This is a genomic window from Billgrantia bachuensis (genome assembly GCF_011742165.1).
GTDB classification, from domain to species: Bacteria; Pseudomonadota; Gammaproteobacteria; order Pseudomonadales; family Halomonadaceae; genus Halomonas; species Halomonas bachuensis.
In genome coordinates, this window is sequence record NZ_JAAQTO010000010.1 from 34,487 (window position 1) to 56,972 (window position 22,486).

General features: G+C 64.3%; 22 protein-coding genes and 2 tRNA genes. 8 read left to right on the forward strand and 16 right to left on the reverse strand.

Going from position 1 to position 22,486, the window contains the following annotated elements:
• Positions 1-14: 14 nt before the first annotated feature.
• The 5 genes from HBJ55_RS04185 to HBJ55_RS04205 are packed head-to-tail and all read right to left on the reverse strand — an operon-like array spanning position 15 to position 5,113.
• Entirely contained in the window at positions 15-488 is a 474-nt protein-coding gene (locus tag HBJ55_RS04185) for a Na+/H+ antiporter subunit E (protein WP_167111353.1), read from the reverse strand.
• Entirely contained in the window at positions 485-2,002 is a 1,518-nt protein-coding gene (locus HBJ55_RS04190) for a Na+/H+ antiporter subunit D (protein ID WP_167111355.1), read from the reverse strand. The genes HBJ55_RS04185 and HBJ55_RS04190 overlap by 4 nt, the downstream gene beginning before the upstream one ends.
• Positions 1,999-2,346 (reverse strand): Na+/H+ antiporter subunit C, encoded by a 348-nt coding sequence (locus HBJ55_RS04195; RefSeq protein ID WP_167111357.1) that lies wholly within the window; start codon positions 2,344-2,346, stop codon positions 1,999-2,001. The genes HBJ55_RS04190 and HBJ55_RS04195 overlap by 4 nt, the downstream gene beginning before the upstream one ends.
• Positions 2,347-2,361: 15 nt before the next feature.
• Positions 2,362-2,793 carry a Na+/H+ antiporter subunit B gene (locus HBJ55_RS04200; RefSeq protein WP_167111359.1) on the reverse strand — a complete coding sequence of 144 codons (432 nt, stop codon included), beginning with the start codon at positions 2,791-2,793 and terminating at the stop codon, positions 2,362-2,364.
• Positions 2,786-5,113: a putative monovalent cation/H+ antiporter subunit A gene (locus HBJ55_RS04205; RefSeq protein ID WP_167111361.1), complete on the reverse strand. Its 2,328-nt coding sequence runs from the start codon at positions 5,111-5,113 to the stop codon at positions 2,786-2,788. The genes HBJ55_RS04200 and HBJ55_RS04205 overlap by 8 nt, the downstream gene beginning before the upstream one ends.
• Before the next feature lie 260 nt (positions 5,114-5,373).
• Between HBJ55_RS04205 and HBJ55_RS04210 the strand changes: the two genes are divergently transcribed.
• From HBJ55_RS04210 to HBJ55_RS04235, 6 genes are read left to right on the forward strand one after another with little or no spacing between them, the layout of a single operon-like run.
• A complete protein-coding gene (locus HBJ55_RS04210; RefSeq protein ID WP_167111363.1) occupies positions 5,374-8,205 on the forward strand; it encodes a monovalent cation/H+ antiporter subunit A in 2,832 nt (943 codons plus the stop codon).
• A complete protein-coding gene (locus HBJ55_RS04215; RefSeq protein ID WP_167111365.1) occupies positions 8,205-8,546 on the forward strand; it encodes a Na+/H+ antiporter subunit C in 342 nt (113 codons plus the stop codon). Before HBJ55_RS04210 ends, HBJ55_RS04215 begins: the two co-directional genes overlap by 1 nt.
• On the forward strand, positions 8,543-10,051 hold the full coding sequence (locus HBJ55_RS04220) for a monovalent cation/H+ antiporter subunit D (RefSeq protein ID WP_167111400.1): 1,509 nt from the start codon (positions 8,543-8,545) through the stop codon (positions 10,049-10,051). The genes HBJ55_RS04215 and HBJ55_RS04220 overlap by 4 nt, the downstream gene beginning before the upstream one ends.
• Positions 10,048-10,545, forward strand: a complete 498-nt coding sequence (locus tag HBJ55_RS04225) for a Na+/H+ antiporter subunit E (protein WP_167111367.1) — start codon at positions 10,048-10,050, stop codon at positions 10,543-10,545. Before HBJ55_RS04220 ends, HBJ55_RS04225 begins: the two co-directional genes overlap by 4 nt.
• Positions 10,539-10,808, forward strand: coding sequence for a K+/H+ antiporter subunit F (locus HBJ55_RS04230; protein ID WP_111413250.1), 270 nt, complete (start codon positions 10,539-10,541; stop codon positions 10,806-10,808). Before HBJ55_RS04225 ends, HBJ55_RS04230 begins: the two co-directional genes overlap by 7 nt.
• An 8-nt stretch (positions 10,809-10,816) precedes the next feature.
• A complete protein-coding gene (locus HBJ55_RS04235) occupies positions 10,817-11,209 on the forward strand; it encodes a Na+/H+ antiporter subunit G (RefSeq protein WP_206022192.1) in 393 nt (130 codons plus the stop codon).
• A 16-nt stretch (positions 11,210-11,225) separates the two neighbouring features.
• Here the strand turns inward: HBJ55_RS04235 and hemH are convergent, their stop codons facing one another.
• The 11 genes from hemH to rnr all read right to left on the reverse strand — a co-directional run bounded on the left by hemH (position 11,226) and on the right by rnr (position 21,972).
• Positions 11,226-12,299, reverse strand: coding sequence for a ferrochelatase (hemH, locus tag HBJ55_RS04240; RefSeq protein ID WP_167111369.1), 1,074 nt, complete (start codon positions 12,297-12,299; stop codon positions 11,226-11,228).
• A 138-nt stretch (positions 12,300-12,437) separates the two neighbouring features.
• Positions 12,438-12,740, reverse strand: coding sequence for a DUF6482 family protein (locus HBJ55_RS04245; protein WP_167111371.1), 303 nt, complete (start codon positions 12,738-12,740; stop codon positions 12,438-12,440).
• 156 nt (positions 12,741-12,896) lie between these two features.
• Positions 12,897-13,190, reverse strand: coding sequence for a hypothetical protein (locus HBJ55_RS04250; RefSeq protein ID WP_167111373.1), 294 nt, complete (start codon positions 13,188-13,190; stop codon positions 12,897-12,899).
• Positions 13,191-13,267: 77 nt separating this feature from the next.
• The gene (gene dnaB, locus HBJ55_RS04255; RefSeq protein ID WP_167111375.1) at positions 13,268-14,656 is read right to left on the reverse strand and encodes a replicative DNA helicase; all 1,389 of its coding nucleotides are present in this window, start codon (positions 14,654-14,656) and stop codon (positions 13,268-13,270) included.
• A 156-nt stretch (positions 14,657-14,812) separates the two neighbouring features.
• Positions 14,813-16,312, reverse strand: a complete 1,500-nt coding sequence (locus HBJ55_RS04260; RefSeq protein ID WP_167111377.1) for a carbohydrate porin — start codon at positions 16,310-16,312, stop codon at positions 14,813-14,815.
• Positions 16,313-16,612: 300 nt separating this feature from the next.
• Entirely contained in the window at positions 16,613-17,059 is a 447-nt protein-coding gene (rplI, locus tag HBJ55_RS04265; protein ID WP_167111379.1) for a 50S ribosomal protein L9, read from the reverse strand.
• Between the two features lie 15 nt (positions 17,060-17,074).
• Positions 17,075-17,929, reverse strand: a complete 855-nt coding sequence (locus tag HBJ55_RS04270; RefSeq protein WP_167111381.1) for a YybS family protein — start codon at positions 17,927-17,929, stop codon at positions 17,075-17,077.
• Positions 17,930-17,940: 11 nt separating this feature from the next.
• Positions 17,941-18,168 (reverse strand): 30S ribosomal protein S18, encoded by a 228-nt coding sequence (gene rpsR, locus HBJ55_RS04275; protein ID WP_010629658.1) that lies wholly within the window; start codon positions 18,166-18,168, stop codon positions 17,941-17,943.
• Positions 18,169-18,192: 24 nt separating this feature from the next.
• Positions 18,193-18,573, reverse strand: coding sequence for a 30S ribosomal protein S6 (rpsF, locus tag HBJ55_RS04280; RefSeq protein ID WP_167111383.1), 381 nt, complete (start codon positions 18,571-18,573; stop codon positions 18,193-18,195).
• 163 nt (positions 18,574-18,736) lie between these two features.
• Positions 18,737-19,522: a 23S rRNA (guanosine(2251)-2'-O)-methyltransferase RlmB gene (gene rlmB / locus HBJ55_RS04285; protein ID WP_422674167.1), complete on the reverse strand. Its 786-nt coding sequence runs from the start codon at positions 19,520-19,522 to the stop codon at positions 18,737-18,739.
• 44 nt (positions 19,523-19,566) lie between these two features.
• Positions 19,567-21,972: a ribonuclease R gene (rnr, locus tag HBJ55_RS04290; RefSeq protein ID WP_167111388.1), complete on the reverse strand. Its 2,406-nt coding sequence runs from the start codon at positions 21,970-21,972 to the stop codon at positions 19,567-19,569.
• 271 nt (positions 21,973-22,243) lie between these two features.
• Here rnr and HBJ55_RS04295 point away from each other — a divergent pair.
• Both HBJ55_RS04295 and HBJ55_RS04300 read left to right on the forward strand, forming a co-directional pair.
• Positions 22,244-22,330, forward strand: a tRNA-Leu gene (locus HBJ55_RS04295).
• Positions 22,331-22,399: 69 nt separating this feature from the next.
• Positions 22,400-22,486 (forward strand) — tRNA-Leu (locus HBJ55_RS04300).

Genomic DNA, 22,486 nt, shown 5'->3' on the forward strand with positions numbered 1-22,486 from the left:
GATCGTCTCCTCAGCTAGTGGAACAGTTCCAGTGCACGGCGCTCCAGCTCCGCCAGGTTGCGGCGCAGTTCGGCCTCGTCATCGAGGAACATGGCATGGATATAGAGCACCCGCCGGTCGTCGGAGACGTCCAGGCTCAGGGTGCCCGGCGTCAGCGAGATCAGGTTGGCCACCAGGGCGATTTCGAATTCGCTACGCGCCTTGAGCGGCATGGCGATCACACCGGGTCTCATGTACCAGGGCGGCGTCACGACATCGAAGGCGACCTTGAGATTGGCCAGCAGCAGCTCCTTGAAGAAGAAGCCCACGAAGCGAATCAGCCTCGGCAGGCGCTGGGCATAGCCGGCAAGCGCCGGTACCTGAGGCTGGATCAGCGCCAGTACCAGATAACCAAAAGCCAGGCCGGCGAGCAGGTTGCGGCCGCTGAAGTCACCGGTCAGCACGACCCAGGCGCCACCCAGCATGAGGTTCCAGGCCGCCCCGATCATGGCGAGTGCTCCCCGAGCGGGCCGAGTACCGCTTCGATATAGCGCTCGGGCGCGAGCAGTTCGCCCGCCGAGGCTTCGGCCAGGGCATAGAGCGGCTCGGCATTGAGCCCGATGAACAACGTGCACAGTGCCAGGCCCACCGCCGGCAGCGACATCAGCCACAGCTCACGCTGCCCGACTGCCGGATAAGCGCCGGACTCGTCACTGTCAGGCGCCGTCTTCCAGAATACTTCCGACCAGATCTTGATCATCGAGTAGAGCGTGAGCAGCCCCACCAGCAGCGCGATGGCGGTCACGCCGTAGGCTTCGGCCTCGATGCCGGCGCGGATCACGATGAACTTGGCGAAAAAACCCGACAATGGCGGCATGCCGGCCAGTGACAGAGCCGGTACCAGGAACAGCACGGCCAGCCATGGATGGCTACGATAGAGCCCACCCAGGCGCTTGAGCCGGTAGCTGCCCTGCAGCCGATGCACGATGCCGCTGATCAGGAAGAGATTCGTCTTCACCAGGATGTGGTGCACGATGTAGAAGACGCCCCCGACGATGGCCAGCGGGGTGAACAGCGCCAGCCCCAGGATCATGTAGCCGATCTGGCTGACGATGTGGAACGACAGGATGCGCCGAAACTCGAACTGGGCCGCCGCCCCCAGTACCCCCGAAAGCATGGTGAGCCCAGCCCCCCACAGCAGGATCTCATGGGTGTAGCCCGGGCTGTGATGAAAGATCAGCGTGAATACCCGATATAATGCGTAGACGCCAACCTTGGTCAGCAGCCCGGCAAACAGCGCCGACACCGCCACCGGCGGCGTGTGGTAGGAGGCCGGCAACCAGAAGAACAGCGGGAAGGCCGCGGCCTTGATGCCGAAGGCGACCATGAACATCATCGCCAGCACATCGGCCATGCCGCTGTCTTCCAGGCTCGCCAGGCGGCGCGCGATATCGGCCATGTTGAGCGTTCCGACCATGCCGTAGAGCAGCCCCACAGCCACCAGGAAGATCACCGACGACAGCAGGTTGAGAGTGACGTACTTGATCGCCCCCTCCATCTGCGCTTTCTCGCTGCCGAGTATCAGCAATGCGAAGGAGGCGACCAGCATCACCTCGAACCAGACGTAGAGATTGAAGATGTCACCGGTGAGAAAGGCCCCGGCGACACCGGCCAGCAGCAGATGCATCAGCGGAAAGTAGCCGTAGGCTTCGTGGCCACGACCGGTAGTAGCCAATGAGTAGAGCGCCACTGCGAAGCCGATGATACCGGTGAGAACCACCATGATGGCGCCGAGCAGATCGGCCACCAGGCTGATGCCGAAGGGGGCCGGCCAGTCGCCTACCTGCAGCACTAGTATTCCTTCCCTGCTGACCGACACCAGCAACCAGATACTGGACGCCAGCAGCAGTGCGGTACCGGACACCGCGACCATCCGCTGCATCAGGCGTGAGCGCCAGAACAGCAGCGATACGGCGCCGGCAAGCAGCGGGATCAGAATGGGCAGCGCAATCTGCGGGTTCACGTATCGGTATCCCTCATCCGGTCGAGGTCGTCGGCACGCACGATCTCCCAGGCGCGGCGCACCAGCACTACGGCGAACGACAGCACGCCGAAAGCAATGACGATGGCGGTGAGCACCAGCGCCTGCGGCAGCGGATCGGCCACGACGCCCTCCGGCGCGACCATCCCCTGCGGCACCAGCGGCGGCGCCCCGCGGGTCAGCCCAGCGGAGACGAAGATCAGCAGGTTGGCGGCGTTGGAGAGCAGCATCAGGCCGATCACCAGTTTGACGATGGAGCGCCGCAGCATCATGTAGATGGCCGCGGCGAATAGAATGCCGATGGCAACGGCTAGCAAGGGTTCCATGGCGCCTCCTCGATGTCAGGCATCGTCTTCCCTGTCGGTGTCCACCAGGGCGGTAATGGCCGTCAATACGGAGCCGAGCACCACGAGATAGACGCCGATATCGAACAGCAGCGGCGTTGAAGCCTTGAAGTCGATCACCGGGATCGTCCACCACTGGGCGGTGAAGAACGGCTCGCCCTGCCACCACGCCGGTAGGGTCGAGAGCACGCCGAGCGTCAGTCCGGCGCCGATCAGGTCGCGGGGCGAGACCTTGAGCATGGCGTGCATGGCCCGCCCCCCGTAGGCGAAGAGATAGAGCGCGAAGGCGCCCGACGCCACCAGCCCGGCAATGAAGCCGCCGCCCGGTTCGTCATGGCCGCGCAACAGCAGGAACAACGAGAACAACAGTTGCAGCGGCAATAGCAGGCGCGCCGCCACGCTGAGTATCAGGGTGCCCGATCTAACCATCGTCACGCTCCCGAGCCGGGGTGCGCCCGGCATCCTCTTCCTCGGCATGGAAGCGCAGCATGGCCAGCACACCCACGGCCGCCAGCGCCAGCACGAACATCTCGCCCAAAGTATCCAGGGCGCGGAAGTCCACCAGGATGACATTGACGATGTTGTGGCCGTGGCCCTGCGGCTGGCTGTTGGCGACCAGGTAGTCCGAGATGCGCGGCAGCCGCTCGCCGGCCAACACAGAGAGCATCAGCAGCGTCACCATGATACCGCTCAGCCCCGCCACGATCAGGTCGCGTGCACGTTCGGTGGGCGTGGACAAGGTGGCGAAACGCGGCAGGCGAAACAGCACCAGCACCAGCAGTATCACCGTCAGGGTCTCGACCAGCAGTTGGGTGATGGCCAGGTCCGGGGCGCTGAAAAGGACGAAGACCAAGGCGATGGAGAACCCCATGATCCCCACCGCGGCGACGGCAGCCAGGCGCGAGCGCATCACGCAGGCGGCCACCGCCCCGGCGACCATCAACCCGGCAACCATGGCCTCGTGCAGATAAAGATCCAGAGGCACCTCGAGGCTCGGCGCGTGGCGAATGAACAGCGCATGACCGACCAGCCCCAGCAGCGTCAACAGGGTCACGATCAGGTAGTTGCGGATATGTCCGTTCTGCAGCATACGGGTTTGCCATTCGGCGACCGTCACCAGCCCGGCCATCAGGGCCTCATAGCCGGCTTCGGGCCCACGCGCCATGAGCGGCCGGAGCCGGGCCAGATGCGCCCGCAGGTGATCCCAACGGCGCCATACCGCCAACCCCAGCATCAGGCTCGCCAACGACATCACGAGCGGCAGGTTGATACCGTGCCACAGCGACAGGTGCACGTCATGGTCGACTGCACCGATGCCGCCCACCGTCACCGCCACAAAGCCGTCGAGCCATCCCGGCGCCAGGCCGAATATCAGCGAAAGCGCGGCCAGCAGGGCCGGCCCCACGAGCATGCCCAATGGCGCCTCGTGGGGCGAGCGTGGCGTTCGACGCACAGGGCCGAAGAACGGCCGCAGGGCAACGATGGCCGCCACCGCCAGGGTGAGGAAGGAAGCCACGAACGTCAGCACGATAATCACTATTCGATACCGCTCGGCGGCCAACGCCGACTCGAGCAGCAGTTCCTTGCCGACGAACCCCAGCAACGGCGGCATGCCGGCCAGCGACAGCGCGGCAACGGCAGCCACCGCAGCCGTGCAGGGCATTACATGACGCAGCCCGCCCATGTGAGTGACGTCCTTGGTACCGGTCTCATGATCGAGAATGCCAGCCACCAGAAACAACGCGCCCTTGTACAGGGAATGCGCCAGCAGAAACGCCACGAACGCGACCAGCGCCCCGGGGGTGCCAAGCCCCAGCAGCAGAGTCAGGGTGCCCAGCGCCATGACCGTGGAATAAGCCAACAGCTTCTTGACGTTGGTGTGATGGATCGCCAGGAAGGCGCCGGTGGCCATGGTCATGGCCCCCACCAGCGACAGGCTGAGCATCCAGGCATCGGTACCACCGAGGGCCGGATGCAGCCGGGCCAGCAGATAGATGCCCGCCTTGACCATGGTCGCCGAATGCAGATAGGCCGAGACCGGCGTCGGTGCGGCCATGGCATTGGGTAGCCAGAAATGGAACGGGAACTGGGCCGATTTGGTAAAGGCGCCGATCAGCAGGCAAGCCAGCAGCGGCAGATAAAGTTCATGGCCGCGCAGCGCGTCGCCCCGCGTCGTCAGCTCGGCCAGCGACCAGCTGTCCCCGGCCATCGCCAGCATGACGAAACCGGCGAGCAGTGCCAGCCCGCCGCCCACGGTGATGTAGAGGCCCTGCTGCGCGGCCTTGCGCGCCGACAGGTCGCCATGATTGAAACCGATCAGCAGGAAGGAGGTGATACTGGTGAGTTCCCAGAACACGAACAGGGTCACCAGGTTGTCGGCCAGCACCAGGCCGAGCATGGACATCATGAAGGCAACGATCACGACGAGGAAGCGCGGCAGGTCGCGATGGCCGCGTAGGTAATCGCCGGTATACACCAGCACCAGACTACCGATCACCGTGATCAGCATGGCGAACAGCCAGGCCAGGCCATCGATCAGGAAGCTCAGCGTGATGTCGAGCCCCGGCACCCAAACCCACTCGAGCAGCAACACTTCCCCTGCCGCCACCGTCGGCCACTGACCGAGCAGCCAGGCTGCCAGGGAGGCCGGCAACAGCGCCAGCACCAGTGGAGTTCGATCACCGAACCAGCGGTGCAGCAGCGGTGCCATCCCCGCCACCACGAAGCCACCCAGTACGGCCAGCTGCATATGGCGCCCTCCCCCAGTCATTGGATGGAGCCACGCCAAGGCATCGCTCCCACCGGTTCGTCGCAACCCACTTTATAGAGACAAGGTATTGAATGGCAAGGAAGCACAAACGTACACGCTTTGCGTTGTCATGGCCGGAAGCGGCATTATAGGAGCGTTCTGACCCAAGGACGGGAAACAAACGCTTGATGCTTGCGTCCTCCCGTCCCGTAGGCAAACTATGCCCCTCTCCTCACGGACCCGCGCAGGATGAGCGAACGATGACACTGTTGTGGATACCCCTGCTAACGCTGCTGGGCATGTTGGTGCCCATGCTCAGCGCGCACCGAGGCCGACGCTTCTGCTCGCTGGCCACCGCCGTGCCACCGGCCCTCGCCCTGTTGCTGGTCCTGGCCCAATGGCCGGCGCTGGCGGCGGGAGAAGCGCTGCGCTTCTCGCTGGAGTGGCTGCCCGCCCTGGGCCTCGAGCTGGCCTTTCGGCTGGACGGCCTGTCGCTGCTGTTCAATCTGCTGATCCTCGGCATCGGCCTGCTGATCCTGCTCTATGCGCATTATTATCTTTCGCCCGAGGAGCCCTACGGCCGTTTCTATGCCTATCTGATCCTGTTCATGGCCTCCATGGTCGGCATCGTCATGGCGGACAACCTGATCCTGCTGTGGCTCTACTGGGAGCTGACCAGCATTTCTTCCTTCCTGCTGATCGGCTTCTGGTCTCACCAGAGCGATGCGCGCAAGGGCGCACGCATGGCCCTGACCGTGACCGGCGCGGGCGGCCTCGCCCTGCTCGCCGGCCTGCTGCTGCTGGGCGACATGGTGGGCAGCCACTCCATGGACCAGGTGCTGGCGAGCGGCGACATCATCGTCGCCGACCCGCGCTATCCGTTGATGCTCGTGCTGGTGCTGCTGGGCGCCTTCACCAAGTCGGCCCAGTTCCCGTTCCAGTTCTGGCTGCCGCACGCCATGGCGGCGCCGACGCCGGTCTCTGCCTACCTGCACTCCGCCACCATGGTCAAGGCGGGCATCTTCCTGATGGCGCGTCTGCATCCTGCCATTGCCGATAGTGCGCTGTGGTCGGTGACGGTATCGCTGGTGGGCGTGGCCACGCTGTTGTACGGCGCCTGGTTCGCGCTGCTCAAGACAGACCTGAAAGGCATACTGGCCTTCTCCACCGTCAGCCACCTGGGACTTATCACCATGCTGCTGGGAATCGGCAGCCCGATGGCCGTGCTCGCCGCACTCTTTCATATTCTCAATCACGCCACCTTCAAGGCAGCGCTGTTCATGAGTGCGGGTATCGTCGACCACGAAACCGGTACTCGCGAACTCGGTCGCCTGGGCGGACTGCGCCGCGCCATGCCGGTAACCGCCCTGCTGACCACCCTGGCCGCTGCCGCCATGGCCGGCGTACCGCTGCTCAACGGTTTTCTCTCCAAGGAGATGTTCTTTACCGAGACCCTGGCCACTCCTGTGCTGGGCGGGCTGAGCTGGTTGCTGCCGGCGCTGGCTACGCTCGGCGGCATTCTCTCGGTTGCCTACTCCCTGCGCCTGGTTCACGCAGTCTTCTTCAAGCCCGCCCAGGAGCCACCGCCGAAGGCGCCCCATGAGCCACCGCGTTTGATGCGCGCCCCCGTAGAGCTGCTGGTGGTGATCTGCGTGGCGGTAGGGCTCGTACCAGTGCTGGCCGAGGGGCTGCTCGCCCCGGCCACCCAAGCGGCACTGGGCGAGCCACTCGACTTTCACCTGGCGATCTGGCACGGCATCAATCTGCCGCTGATCATGAGCCTGATAGCACTGGTCGCGGGGGCCGCCGCCTACTGGCGCCACGCGGATCTGCGGCGCTTTGCCCGCAGCTTTCATCCGATCGATGCGCGGCTGGTCTTCGAGTCGGCCGTTCAGCGCCTGGCCAATGCCGCCGAAGCCGGACTCGCCTGGTTCGACGGTGCTTCACTGCAGCGCTACATGACCTGGCTGTTGCTCGCCACCCTAATCGCCGGCGCGCTGGGGCTCGCGGAGATGACCGGCCTTACCGGGGAGAAGGGCAACCAACCCCTCGATGGCATCCTGCTGCTGGGTGCCGGCCTGCTGCTGTTCGGTGGCCTCGGCACCGCGATCACGCACCGCTATCGCCTCATTTCGCTGCTGCTGCTCTCGGTCGTGGGGCTGGTGGTGTCGCTGACCTTCGCTCGCTTCTCCGCCCCCGACCTGGCGCTGACCCAGCTCTCGGTGGAAGTGGTGACCATGATCCTGTTGATGCTGGCACTGTTCTTCCTGCCGCAGAAGACACCACCTGAGTCCTCGCACCGCCGCAGCCTGCGCGACATCGTCCTGTCCGGCACCCTCGGCCTGGTGGTGGCCAGCCTCAACTATGCCGTGCTGACCCGCGACAACGCCCCGATCTCCGGATTCTTCATTGACAACAGCGTACCCGGCGGCGGCGGCCATAACGTGGTCAACGTCATCCTGGTGGACTTCCGCGGTTTCGATACCCTGGGTGAGATCACCGTGCTGGCACTGGCGGGCCTGGCCATCTTCAAGCTGCTCAATCGCCTGCGCTTGTACATGCCGCACAGCGATGGCGAAGGACGCGTGTGGTCGCCGGATCGCTATCCGGCGATCCTCACCTCCATCTCCATGGCGCTACTGCCCCTGGCTCTATTGGTGTCCGCCTTCATCTTCCTGCGTGGACACAACCTGCCCGGTGGCGGCTTCATCGCCGGCCTGATCACCGCCGTGGCGTTGATCCTGCTCTACATGGCGCGCGGCGTGGAGTGGGCGCAGCAACGGCTCGATTTTCCCTATCAGCCGGTGGCCGTTGCCGGGGTCGGCATCGCCACGCTGACCGGCCTTGGCAGCTGGCTGTTCGGCTATCCGTTCCTCGCGTCGGCGTTTGGGCACTTCCACTTGCCGTTGGCAGGCGATTTCGAGCTGGCCACGGCCATGCTGTTCGATCTCGGCGTCTATCTCGCCGTGGTGGGCGCCACGCTGATGATCCTGGCCAACCTGGGCAAGGTCACCACGCCCCATCGTCCAGCCAAGGAACCCGTCGAGAGCTTTACCGACACCACGACGCGCCCCAGCAAGGAGAACACCTGATGGAAAGCCTCTACGCCATCACTACCGGCGTGTTGACCGCCTGCGGGCTCTACCTGACCCTGCGTGGGCGCACCTTCCCGGTCGTCGTCGGCCTGACCCTGCTCTCCTACGCCGTCAACCTCTTCCTCTTCTCAATGGGCGGACTCACCACCGATGGGGCGACCATCGTCAACGGCGGTGGTGAATACGCCGATCCATTGCCGCAGGCGCTGGTGCTCACCGCCATCGTCATCGGCTTCGCCATGACCGCTTTCGTGGTGATCCTGGCGATGCGAGCACGCAGCGAGGCCGGCAACGACCACGTCGACGGCCGCTCCCATGACGATGAGGAGCGCAGCTGATGGCGCACCTCATCGTTCTGCCCATCGTGCTACCCCTGGTGGCGGGGATTCTGCTGCTGTACCGTCGCCTTGGCGGCACGCACCTGAAGCGCTTGATCGGCGTCGTCAGCACCGCCCTGCTGGTCGCAGTCGGCATTGCCCTGGTCAGCAAGGCGGCAAGCGGCGAGGTCACCTACTACGCCCTCGGCGACTGGCAGCCTCCCTTCGGCATCGTGCTGGTGCTCGATCGCCTGTCGGCCTTGATGGTACTGCTCACCGCCGTGCTGGCACTGGGCGCCGTGGTCTTCGCCTGCGACGGCGACGATGAGCGCGGCAGCAATTTCCACGGCCTGTTCCAGTGGCAGCTGATGGGCATCAACGGGGCTTTCCTGACCGGCGACCTGTTCAACCTCTTCGTCTTCTTCGAGGTGCTGTTGCTGGCCTCCTATGCCCTGCTGCTGCACGGTGGTGGCAAGGCGCGGATTCAAGCCGGGGTGCACTATGTGGTGCTCAACCTGGCCGGCTCCGCACTGTTCCTGATTGCCGTGGGCGTGCTCTATGGCGCTACCGGCACCCTGAACATGGCCGACATGGCGGCACGCCTTGCCGAGCTGCCCGCCGAGCGGGCCGGGCTGGTTACCGCGGGCGGTCTGATGCTGCTGGTGGTGTTCGGGCTCAAGGCCGCCATGCTGCCGCTCTATTTCTGGCTGCCGCGCACTTATGCTGCGGCCCCCGCTCCGGTGGCGGCGCTGTTCGCCATCATGACCAAGGTCGGCATCTACGCCATCCTGCGCGTCTATTCGCTGATCTTCGGCGACGCCGCGGGACCACTTGCCAACCTGGAGCAGGCCTGGGTCTGGTGGCTATCGCTGGCCACCCTGGTCGCGGCCGGCGTCGGTGTGCTGGCGGCACGCGACCTGCGCCTGCTGGTGGCTTACCTGGTGCTGGTCTCGGTGGGTACATTGCTCGCCGGTATCGGCATGGGCTCGCCGCGAGCGGTCTCCGCCCTGCTCTACTACCTGATCCATACCACCCTGATCACCGGCGGACTGTTCCTGCTGGCCGAACTGATCGGCCAGCAGCGCGGCAAGGCCGGCACTCGCCTGGTCCGGGGCCGCCCGCTGCAGCAGGGCGGCTGGCTCGCCGGGCTGTTCTTCCTCGGCGCCGTATCGGTCGCCGGCCTGCCGCCGCTTTCCGGCGCCATCGGCAAGGCGCTGCTGCTGGCCGCCGCCGAGGGTGGCCAACGCCCCTGGCTGTGGCCGGTCCTGCTGCTCACGGGGCTGTGCTCACTGATCGCGCTGTCACGCGCCGGCTCCACCCTATTCTGGCGCAGCCAGGGCGAGCCTGCCGGAGAGTCACTGACCTGGCGCAAGTGGTTCGGTGTGACCTGGCTACTGGCCGCCTCGCCGCTGCTGGTGATACTGGCCGGGCCGGTCAGCGACTATACCAACGCCACCGCCGACCAGCTGGCCGCCCCCCAGCTCATGATCGATGCGCTGCTACCCAGCGCCGGAGAAGCCCGATGATCAAGCCTCGCTCCTGGCTACCAACGCCGCTGCTGTCGATTCTGCTGCTCGTGGTCTGGTTGCTGCTGGTGCGCAGCCTGGCTTTCGGTCAATTTCTGCTGGGCGCCTTCCTGGCGGTAACGATTCCGCTGGCGACCCACCGTTTCTGGGACGCTCAGCCGCGTATCGCCAAGCCCTGGCTACTGCTGCGCTTCGTATTGCGCGTGCTGGGCGACATCCTGATCGCCAATATCGAGGTGGCCTGGCTGATCATCAATCCGCGCCGCCGCCTGCACCCGCACTTCGTGGAATACCCGCTGATGCTGAAGGACCGCTTCACCATCACGCTGCTAGCCAACACCATCAGCCTGACGCCGGGGACGGTCTCGGCAAACCTGCGCATGGACGGCAAGACGCTGCTGATCCACGCCTTGAACGCGAAGGATGAGGCGGCACTGATCGCACATATCCGCGAGCGCTACGAGCAGCCGTTGAAGGAGATCTACGAATGCTAGACATTGCGCTGACGATCAGCCTGACGCTGGTAGTCCTCGCCCTGCTGCTGAACGTCTACCGGCTCGCAGTAGGGCCGGACATGCCCGACCGCATCCTGGCGCTGGACACCATGTACATCAACTCCATCGCGCTGATCGTGCTGATGGGGCTGTGGCTCAACACCAAGACCTACTTCGAGTCGGCCCTGTTGATCGCCATGCTCGGCTTCATCAGCACCGTGGCGGTATGCAAGTACCTGCTGCGCGGCGACATCATCGAATAGGAGGCCGCATGACCCTGTACGTGATCCTCGAGGGCGTGATCGCCTTCTTCCTCGTCGCCGGCGGCGTCTTCGCCTTCATCGGCTCGCTGGGCATGGCCCACCTGCGCGATTTCTACATGCGCCTGCATGGCCCCACCAAGGCCACCACCCTGGGCATCGGCTGCATGCTGATCGCCTCGATGCTCTACTTCTGGGTCACCCAGGGCAAGCCCGACATTCAGGAGATGCTGATCACCCTGTTCCTTTTCATCACCGCTCCAGTGAGCGCTCACCTGCTGGCCAAGACCGGACTGCACATGCAGCTCAAGCACATCGACGAAACCGGTGGGCGCCCCCCTGAGCTACGCCCCGAGGAGATCGGCGAGAGGCCGGTCCCCCACCCCGATCGCGGTCATGGCTGAGTAACGGGCTGGCGGGCTACAGCCAGCCGGCCAGCTCGTTCTCGGCGATCGCCACCAGCGCGGCGATATGATCGTCGCGGTCGTTGAGGCAGGGAACGTAGGTGAAGCGCTCGCCACCGGCCGCCAGGAAGCTGTCGCGGATCTCCTCGTTGATCTCCTCGAGGGTTTCCACGCAGTCGGAGGAGAACGCCGGCGAGACCACCGCAATATGCTTTTTGCCCTGGCGCGCCAGCTCCGCCACGTGATCCACGGTCGGCGGCCCGACCCATTCTTCCGGGCCGAATTGCGACTGGAAGGCGGTATGAATGCCCCCCTCGGGCCAGCCCAGCCGCTCGCGCAGCAGTCGCGTGGTCTTCTGGCACTGGCAATGGTAGGGATCGCCTTCCGTGAGGAAACGCTTGGGTACGCCGTGGTAGGAGGCCACCAGCACTTCCGGCGGCGTCTCCGCGGCGGCGTATGCCTCGCGTACCGAGCTGGCCAAGGCCTCGAGGTAGGCAGAATGCTCGAAGTAGGCCGGCACGGTGCGAATGGCCGGCTGCCACTTGAGCCTCATCAGCGTGCGAAAGGCTTGGTCGTTGGCGGTGGCGGTGGTCGGCGAGGCATACTGCGGGTAAAGCGGGAAAAACAGGATGCGCTCGCAGCCCTCGGCTTGCAGCCGACGCAGCACGCTGTCGGTGGAAGGATTGCCGTAGCGCATGCAGAAATCGACCCGCACCCGGTCGCCGTGACGCGCCTCCAGGGCTTCGGCCATCTTGCGGGTCTGCTCGCGGGTAATGGTCAGCAGCGGGCTCTCGTTCTTCTCGCTATTCCAGATACTGCGGTAGGCCTCGCCGGATTTGAACGGACGCCGGCTGAGAATGACCAACTGCAGCAGCGGCTGCCACTTCCAGCTCGGATAGTCGACCACTCGCTTGTCGGAGAGAAACTCACTGAGATAGCGCCGCATCGACCAGTAGTCGGTAGCGTCCGGCGTGCCCAGATTGGCCAGCACGACACCTACCTTGGGTTTTGCAACCGAGGTATGGTCCGCTGGAGCATGGGCAGGACGCTGCCGCTCCATCGTTTCCGGCTCCACTTGCGATGTGGACATGCACTGCGCTCCTCATGAAAAAAGGAGCGGACATTGTATCAGGCGAGGAGCTTGCGCGGCATGAAGTTATACTATGAAAGCAATTTGTATAACTTGGATCAAGGCAGCCCCGGGCGGCTTGCCCGGGTTGCCGCTAGCCTAGAAGACCAGTGGCATGCGGGACGTCAGCGGATCGTGGTAGTGGGCCTGGCGACCGATCACCTCGTCCTGCGGCACGTGCTGAACCAGAAAGGCACGATGGATGCCGGCGCGCTGCAACTCGAGATAGACATCCTCCAATGAACGGAAGACCGTCGGCTTGCCGCGCTGGGTCAGGAGATGGCGCCCTCCCTCCATGTCTTCCAGCTCCACCTGGTAGCAGCGGCTACCGGAATGGGTGATGACTCGCACTTCGAAATTGTGGTGTCGAGTAACGAAACTCTTCAGTTGTTCGAATTCCATGGTTCCCTCCATGTCTAGATGACGTGCCGTTGGTGCCTGCTGGACATGCATCGGGCACAGCATGACTGTGCCCGATGTAATCTACATGACGCTGGCATATTCATTTTATGACAACATCGGCGTCAGAAGGGTTCCCGAACACTGTCCGCGACGAGGCTATTGATAGTCGGAAGGATCGATCGCCTTGGCCAGGGAGTTGCGGTCGACCCACTTGCCTGCCTTGGTTTCCTTGTAGCGGAACACCACGCGGTCGCCTACCGCCACGGCGAGTTCGGCATCCTCAGTCTGGTAGCTGTAGGCTTCGCCGTCGACGACCAGCTGGAAACGATAGAGATCCGGCATGCCCAGCCATTCCTTGAACGGCCCTTCACGCTCCAGCGACTGGAGTTCGCCGCGCGCTTCCAGTTTGGGGGTGCGCTGGCGCTTGCCGCGCCGAAATCCGCCTGCCATGGTCTCACCTCGAAAAACGACTGTCGGGGGCTCGGCATTATACGGAGCCGCACGTGAGGCTCAAGCGCCGCCTTGGGTTATTCGCCAAACGCCTCGCCATAGCTGTCAGGTGCCAGGTCCTCGAAGCGAGTGTACTTGCCGATGAAGGCCATATGCACCGTTCCGATGGGACCGTTACGCTGCTTGCCGATGATCAGCTCGGCCAGGCCCTGGTTGTCCGGGTTATCGGGATTGTAGACCTCGTCACGATAGACGAAGGCGATCACGTCGGCATCCTGCTCGATGGCGCCCGATTCGCGCAGATCCGACATCACGGGGCGCTTGTTGGGGCGCTGCTCCAGCGAGCGGTTGAGCTGGGAGAGCGCGATCACCGGGCAGCCGAACTCCTTGGCCAGCCCCTTGAGCGAGCGCGAGATTTCCGAGATCTCACCGGTGCGGTTCTCGGAGAAGCCGGGGATCTGCATCAGCTGCAGGTAATCGATCATCACCATCGCCAGATTGCCGTGCTCGCGCACCAGGCGGCGCATCCGCGAGCGCATCTCGTTGGGCGACAGCGCCGCGGTATCGTCGATGAACAGCTGCTTGTCCTTGAGCAGGTTCACCGCCGAGGTCAGCCGCGGCCAATCCTCGTCCTCGAGCTGGCCGGTACGCACCCGGGTCTGGTCGATGCGCCCAAGCGACGACAGCATACGCAGCATCAACGCATCCGCCGGCATCTCCATGGAGAACACCATCACCGGCTTGTCGCTCGAAATCACCGCATGTTCCACCACGTTCATGGCGAAGGTGGTCTTGCCCATGGAGGGGCGTCCCGCAATGATCACCAGGTCCGAGGGCTGCAGGCCCGAGGTCATCTCGTCGAGGTCGCGAAAGCCTGTGGAGAGCCCCGTCATCTCGCCCTTCATGTTGAACAGCTCGTCGATGCGGTCGACCGCCTTGGCCAGCAGTTCGCTCATGCCGATGGGGCCACCCGACTTGGGTCGCTCCTCGCTGATCTGGAACACCAGCCGCTCGGCTTCGTCGAGCAGTTCGTCGGCCGGCCGGCCCTGAGGGCTGAAAGCGCCGTCGGCGATCTGGCTGGCCGCACGAATCAGCTTGCGCAGGGTGGCCCGCTCGCGAACGATGTCGGCATAGGCGCGAATGTTGCTCGCCGAGGGCGTATTGCGTGCCAGCTCGGCCAGGTAGGCGAGCCCGCCGACGGTGTCGAGCTGGTCGCGCCCCTCCAGCGCCTCGGAAAGCGTGACCACGTCGAGCGGCCTGGCCGCCTCGGCGAGACCGATCATGGCATTGAAAATCAGGCGATGCTCGTAGCGATAGAAGTCGTCCGCCACCAACCGGTCGGCCACGTTGTCCCAGGCCTGGTTGTCGAGCATCAGGCCACCCAACACCGACTGCTCGGCCTCGAGCGAGTGCGGCGGCACCTTGAGCGCGGCGGTTTCCTTATCGAGCTCGAGCGTGTCGTTCATGGCGCAACAACCTTCATGGGAACGGGCCGTGCCATTCTACCCGATGGCCGGGGTCCGCCCTACCTTTCGAAACGACAAAAACCGCGACCGAAACCGGTCGCGGCAAAGGATCGAAACAGCATGCGAGCTTGGCCCGCCCTGACGGGCATCTTTGAACTAGAACCAGACCTCGGTCTGGACGCCGAAGCTCCACTGGCCCCCGGTGAAGCCGTCGCTGCCGAAGGCATCGTCGCCGTCGTAGCCGTTGAGCTCCTCGTCCCAATCGCTCCAGGAGGCGAACAGACGGATCTCGGGGCGCTGCCAGAAGCCGCCCACCTGGGGCTTGAAGGTTGGCGCAATGGTGAACTTGGTGTAGTCGCCCTCGGCGGCGCCGTTGCCGTTGTAGCCGCGTGAATCGAGATCCATCCACTGGTAACTGGCCTCGTACTGCATCTCGAAATTCTCGGTCAGCTCGTTGGCGAGGCGCACGTTGAGCGTCGCCCAGTCATATTGATCCCCCTCGACGTAGCGGTCCTCGCTGGTCTCGGCGAGAATCGCCGGCGCCACGCGCCACGTCGGCGCCAGGTAGGTGGTGCCGTAGATGCCGAGACGAGTCGCGGCGGCATCGTCGGTAAGGTCGCCGTCACTGCCGAGCCCCTTGACCTGGGCGCCCAGGCCCTGGCCGTGCAGCAGCGCCAGCTTGAAGTTACCCTCGCCCAGGCCGAAGAAGCTGTCGCCGTGATAGGCCACCATGGTATGGAAACCGCTGTCGGCGGCGTCTTGGTTCTCGCCGATGTCGCGCTCGTCATTGTCGGCCGCCGACAGGCCGTTGAGCATCCACTGCCAGTTACCGAAGTAGTTGTTTGACGTGACGATCAGGCTATCGGTAGAGCCCGTATCGCCGGGATCCTCGCTATCGACGGGGAAGTCGCTGAAGCTGCGCCCGTAGAGCGAGAAGTTGGAACGCCAGTTGTCGGCCAGCTGCATGTCGTAGATACCGGCACCGGTACCGGCGAGAAAGATGAAATCGCTGTCGAGCCAGTGGATGTCGAAGTTATCGCGGTCGAAGCGCTTGCCGGCCCAGATCGAGGCGTTCTCGAAGGCGCCGGTGAAGCTCGGCAGGTTGCTGAATTCGGCATAGACCTGGCGCACGTTGAGGTTGGAATCGTCGTCCCAGTCATTGCTGGTGGTGGTGCCACTGGCCAGCATGGTGCGGTAGAGCGCCTTGGCGCCGTTGTCGAACTGCATGCGGTAGTTGAGGATAGCTTCGGCGTAGGTATCGGGCTCGTTGCCCAGACGACCCACGGCGCCACCCAGCCCACCGACGGGCGTCACGTAGGGCCCGCCCTCGATGCTCTTGCGGTCCTCGCCCAGCAGCAGCCCCGAGCGGGCGTAGACATTGAATGAGAAACCCTCTTCACCGCTGGCCTGACGCTCGACCTTGGCCAGGCGCTCCTCCACCTCCTCCGTGGACAATCGCCCCTCGGCCTGGGCTTCGGCGAGTTCGGCGCGCTGCTCTGCGGCGGCGGCACGCTGCTCGGCGGCGGCGATGCGATTCTCGAGTTCGAGCAGGCGCTGCTCCAGGTCGGTGCTATCGGCAACGGCGTGCCCCATCATGCCGAAGCTGGCCACGGCCACGGCAGCAACGAGCGGGTTTCGTAGCAAGGCGGTGTTCATCGCAGTTGTTCCTTTTATGCTTGTATGTTCGTTTGTTTTCACAAGAAGGAAGGGCGAAGCACGGCACTGTATCGTTCCAGACAAGCATCACAATGATGCCTTAATGGCCTGCCGCCCTGGCCTGAAACGAAGCGGATCCAGGCCAGGCCAAAACTTAATCGTTTAAGAGTTGTGACGCAAAGGCAAACCGTAATATTACTACCAATGTCTAAGGAACTTATTTCCAGACGAAGAAAAACAAGGGGCGCAGGGAATATTTCCCCGCGCCCCCTGGCGTTACTGCTGCGTCAGTCGTGAAGCTTACTCGGCGACTACGACCACACGCACGGTAGCGTCGACTTCGGCGTGCAAGTGCAGGTCGATGTCGTACTCGCCGGTCTGGCGGATCGGACCTTCAGGCATGCGAACTTCGCTCTTGGCGACTTCGATGCCGGCCTGTGCCAGCGCTTCGGCCAGGTCGCGCGGACCGATAGAGCCGAACAGCTTGCCCTCTTCACCGGCCTTGGCCACGAGCGACAGCTCGATTTCGGCCAACTGGGCGGCACGCGACTCGGCGATCGCCTTGCGCTCGGCGGCCTGTGCCTCGAGCTCGGCGCGCTGCGCCTCGAAGGCTTCCACGTTGTCCTTGGTGGCCGGCACGGCCAGGCCGTAGGGCACCAGGTAGTTACGACCATAGCCGGGCTTGACGGCCACCTTGTCACCCAGGCCGCCCAGCTTGCCAATGTTGTCGAGCAGAATGACTTCCATCTCGTTAACCTCTTGTCAGTCGCTGCGAGGGGCCAGACGGCCGCGGAAATCCACGAACACGTCGATGAAGGCCACCAGCAGCACTATCAGAATCATGGGCCAGGTGGTGATCAGCAGTACGTAGAAAGCAATCAGCCACAGCCCGTTCATGCCTTTTATCCCGATGAAGCCATGCGCCAATGCAATGCCGGCTACCAGCAGCGGTACCCAGACCAGCATGGAGAGCGACGGCAAGCCCAGCACCATACTCACCACGCCGAGCACCACCAGCAGGCCGAGTTCGCGCGGCGCCAGACGCAGCGCATGGAACTCCTGGCGAAAGCCACCGGGGTTGTAGAGCCCCGCCTGCCAGGCGCGTGCCAATGCCAGGCAACCGATGGCGGCGACCAGCACGACCAGGCCGGTAATGCCACCGATCAGCAGCGTGGCCAGCTCTTCGGTATCGAAGCCCTGCCGCGCCAGCTCGGTCAGCATAGCGTCGATCTCGGCCGACCCCTGGCGCAGCTGCTCCAGCAGAGGCCCGGTGCCGCCCGGCGGCACGAAGATGCCAAGTTGGATCATCGCCGCCGTAGCCAGGGTGCCAACGATCAGCGCCTCGCCCCAGCGCATGCGTGAGCGCAGTACCACCGCCATCAGCGTGACCAGCAGGACGCTGGCCAGCGGGATGGCATCGCCCTGGGTCCACCACCAACCGGCGGGGATGGCAGCGGCAACCAGTACCGGCAGCGCCGGCGACAGGCCGCGCCGCAGCGCGACCAGGGCAACGATGGCACCACTCAGCCAGAACAGCCAGGGCACGATCGCTGCCAACGCTGCCCCGCCAGCGGCGTATGGCGTGCCGCGCATCAACCATCGGGCAATCGGCAACATCGAGTCGCGGCTTACTGGTGGCTGTCGGTGTAGGGCAGCAGAGCCAGATAGCGCGCGCGCTTGATGGCAGTAGCCAGCTGACGCTGGTAACGGGCCTTGGTGCCGGTAATGCGGCTGGGTACGATCTTGCCGGTTTCGGTGATGTAGGCCTTGAGTGTATCCAGATCTTTATAGTCGATCTGCTTCACGCCTTCAGCGGTGAAACGGCAGAACTTGCGACGGCGGAAAAAGCGTGCCATGTAAAGACTCCTCGGTACGTGCTATCAGTTGGCTTCGGCAGTTTCTTCGGTGCGCGGCCGTTCTTCGCGACGCGGACGCTTGTCGTCTGCCGGCTTCATCATCGGCGAAGCTTCGGTGATGGCTTCCTTGCAGCGCACCACCAGGCTGCGAATGATGGCGTCGTTGAAGCGGAAGATGTTCTCGATCTCGTCGAGAGTCTCGCCGCTGCATTCGACGTTCATCAGCACGTAGTGAGCCTTGTGGATCTTGTTGATCGGGTAGGCCAGGTGACGACGGCCCCAGTCCTCCAGACGATGCACGGTGCCACCGCTCTCGGTGACGATGCTGGAGTAGCGCTCGACCATGGACGGCACTTGCTCGCTCTGGTCCGGGTGGACCATGAACACGATTTCGTAATGACGCATGGGATCTCCTTACGGGTTGGCAGCTTCCGCGTGAAACCGGGACTGGTACTCAAGGGAAGCAAGGAGGTGATAGTCAAATAAATTACGCCCGCTCACGCAGGAACGGGCGCCTGTATTCTAGTGATCCGCGCCGCCACTTGCAAGACAGCGCGGCGTTCGCGGCTCAACCGCCGGCGCCTCGTCGCTGACGTACCGCCTCGAACAGGCAGATACCGGTGGCCACCGAGACGTTGAGGCTCGAGACACTGCCGGCCATGGGCAACTTGACCAGGCCGTCACAGGCTTCGCGGGTCAGGCGACGCATACCCTTGCCCTCGGCGCCCATCACCAGCGCAGTGGGTCCGCAGAAGTCGGCATCGAACAGCTGTGCCTCGGCCTCGCCTGCGGTGCCGGTAATCCATATGCCGGATTCCTTGAGCCGGGCCATGGCGCGGGCCAGGTTGGTCACTTGGTAGACCGGCAGGCTCTCGGCGGCGCCGCAGGCGACCTTGCGCACCGTGGCGTTGAGTGGTGCTGCCTTGTCCTTGGGCACGATCACGCCATGCACGCCAGCGGCATCGGCACTGCGCAGGCAGGCGCCAAAATTGTGCACGTCGGTGACACCATCGAGCACCAGCAGCAACGGTGGTGCCTCGTGAGGCCAGGCTTCGAGCTTGAACCACAGCGAGGCTTCGCTCTCGAAGGCCAGCGGCGCGGTGAAAGCGACGACACCCTGGTGCGCGGCTTCCCGCGCCAGGCGATCCAGCTCGTCACGCGGGCGAAGCTCGACTTGCGCTCCACCCTGCCGAGCCCGATCGACTAGTTCGGCCAGGCGCTGCTGCGCCTCCCCCTCTTGCACCCACAGCACACGCGGGGCGTCCCCGCGCTCCAGCAGGGCGCGAACGGCATGCACGCCGAACACCGCGTCGAGCCCACCCGGGATACCGGGCAGGACGGGGTCACGTGCCACCCTCTTCCCGGTATCACGCCGCCTGCCCTTGTGCCCCTTCGCCATTAGCCGCGCGCCTTTGGCTTGCGCGGGCCGCGGCGACGCTTACCGCCCTTACCCTTGCCACGCTCGCCCTTGTCGTCGGCCGCAGCCTTGCGGGCATCGGGCTTGGGCGTGAAGCTCGCTTCGCCTCCGCCACGACGCTTGTGCGGCTCACGCTTGGGCCGCGGCTTGTCGTTCTCGAGAGCGAAGTCGATCTTGCGATCGTTCAGGTCCACACGCGCCACCTGCACCGTGACGCCATCGCCCAGACGATAGCTCATGCCGGTGCGCTCGCCCTTGAGACGATGCTTCTCGGGCTCGTAGTGGTAGTAATCCGAGGGCAACGAGGTGACGTGCACCAGGCCCTCGACGTAGACCTCGTCGAGGCGGACGAAAATACCGAACTGGGTCACCGAGGCGATGGTACCTTCATAGACTTCACCGAGCTTGTCGGACATGAACTCGCACTTGAGCCAATCCTCGACGTCGCGGGTGGCGTCGTCGGCGCGGCGCTCGGTCATCGAGCAGTGCTCGCCGAGCTCGAGCATCTGCTCGAAGGTATAGGGGCACCATTTGCTCGGCGGATCGACCTTGGCCCCTTCGGCGCGCAGTACGGTATTGGTCTGGCGCGGCCCGCGGACCACCGAGCGAATTGCACGGTGCACCAGCAGGTCGGGATAACGGCGAATCGGCGAGGTGAAGTGGGCGTAGGCCGGATAGGCCAGACCGAAGTGCCCCTCGTTCTGCGGCGAATAGACCGCCTGGCTCATGGAGCGCAGCATCACGGTCTGGATCACGTCGGCATCAGGGCGGCCGCGAATCGCCTCGGCCAGCGCCTGGTAGTCCTGCGGCGTGGGCTCGTCACCACCGCCGACCGACAAGCCCAGCTCATTGAGGAACAGGCGCAGCTTGTCGAGCCGCTCCGGCGAGGGCCGTTCGTGGATACGGTAAAGCGCCGGAAGATCGTGCTTGTCGAGGAAGCGTGCGGTGGCGACGTTGGCTGCCAACATGCACTCTTCGATGATCTTGTGGGCGTCGTTGCGCTTGCGCGGCACGATCTTCTCGATCTTGCGCTCTTCGTTGAAGAGAATCGCCGTCTCGGTGGTCTCGAAGTCGATGGCGCCGCGCTCTTCGCGAGCCTGCCGCAGCACCCGGTAGAGCTCGTACAGACCCTGGAGCGGCTTGACCAGGTCGCGGTACTCCTCGCGCAGGGCATCCGCCTCGGCATCGTCGCCGTCGAGGATCGCCGCCACCTTGTTGTAGGTCAGTCGCGCATGCGACTGGAACACGGCCTCATAGAAGCGATAACGGCTGATCACCCCGCTCTTGGAGATATTCATCTCGCAGACCATCGCCAGGCGGTCGACGTGCGGGTTGAGCGAGCACAGCCCATTGGAGAGCAGCTCGGGCAGCATCGGCACCACCTGCCCCGGGAAGTAGACCGAATTGCCGCGACGGATCGCCTCCTCGTCGAGCGGCGTGCCCGGGCGCACGTAGTGCGAGACGTCGGCGATGGCAACGATCAGCTTCCAGCTGCCGGACTTGGTCTTCCAGGCGCACACGGCGTCATCGAAGTCCTTGGCCGTCTCGTCGTCGATGGTCACCAGAGGAATGTCGCGCAGGTCGATGCGGTGCAGCTTGTCCTGCTCGGCCACCTCGGCGGACATTTCGGCGATCTGGTCGTGCACCTCGGGGGGAAACTCGGCCGGGATCTCATAGCTGCGAATGGCGATGTCGATTTCCATGCCCGGGTCCATGCGCTCGCCCAGCACCTCGACCACCTCGCCCACCGGCTGCACCCGGGTGTCGGGCTGCTGCACGATCCTGGCCGATACGACCTGGCCGTCCCGGGCACCGCCGCAGGCACTGTGGGGAATGATCACCTCCTGGGTGATGCGCGGGTTTTCGGGAATCAGCACACCGAACTCGGAGGTGTTCTCGCGGAACACACCAACGATGGTCTGGGTATTGCGCGCCAGTACCTCGGCAATGGTTGCCTCGTCGCGGCCGCGGCGATCACGGCCGCTGACGCGCACCAGTACGTAATCGCCGTGGAAGACCCGGCGCATCTGGCGCGGCGGCAGCACCAGGTCGGGCTTTTTGCCGTCCTCACGCAGCACGAAACCGAAGCCGTCGCGGTGCCCCAGCACCTTACCCTTGATCAGGTCGAGCTTGTCGATCAGCGCGTAGGCGCCGGCACGGTTGCGCAGCACCTGGCCGTCGCGCTCCATGGCCGCCAGGCGGCGGCGCACGGCTTCCTGTAGCTCCTCGTCCTCGAGGCCCAGCATGCGGCTCATGGATTCGTGCGTGATCGGCTTGCCGTACTCTTCCAGGCGCGCCAACAGGTACTCGCGGCTGGGCGCTGGCTTGTCGTACTTGTGGGCCTCGCGGCTGGCATGGGGGTCGTCGCTGAGCGTCCAATGAGTCATGCGAGGGGCATCCTTGGCAACGGGGGCAGCCTTCCGGGAAGGGCGCGGGCGAGAGGCCGCGTACGTAGGGTGTTGCTAATGGAGTCGTTTGTCATGCCCGCATTATAGCGCCGGTGTCGGTTCGGCCCAACCATGGCGGCGTTATCCGAAGAGAAAGCATATAACCGAAGCTCAAGATGCCCCCTCCGCAGCCACCATGCGGCCTCGTCCAGGGGAATTTCACCCGGTGCTCTTGCATTGGGCCATGAATTGGGTAAGATACGCGTCGCCTGCCCAGATGGCGGAATTGGTAGACGCGCTAGCTTCAGGTGCTAGTGTCCTTATGGACGTGGAGGTTCAAGTCCTCTTCTGGGCACCATTCGACTCCTTCGGGATCGATGGTCGGGCCAGGCAACCCGCTCTTTATCAGCTCGAATCGCTCGTGTTCGCCCAGGTGGCGGAATTGGTAGACGCGCTAGCTTCAGGTGCTAGTATCCTTACGGATGTGGAGGTTCAAGTCCTCTCCTGGGCACCA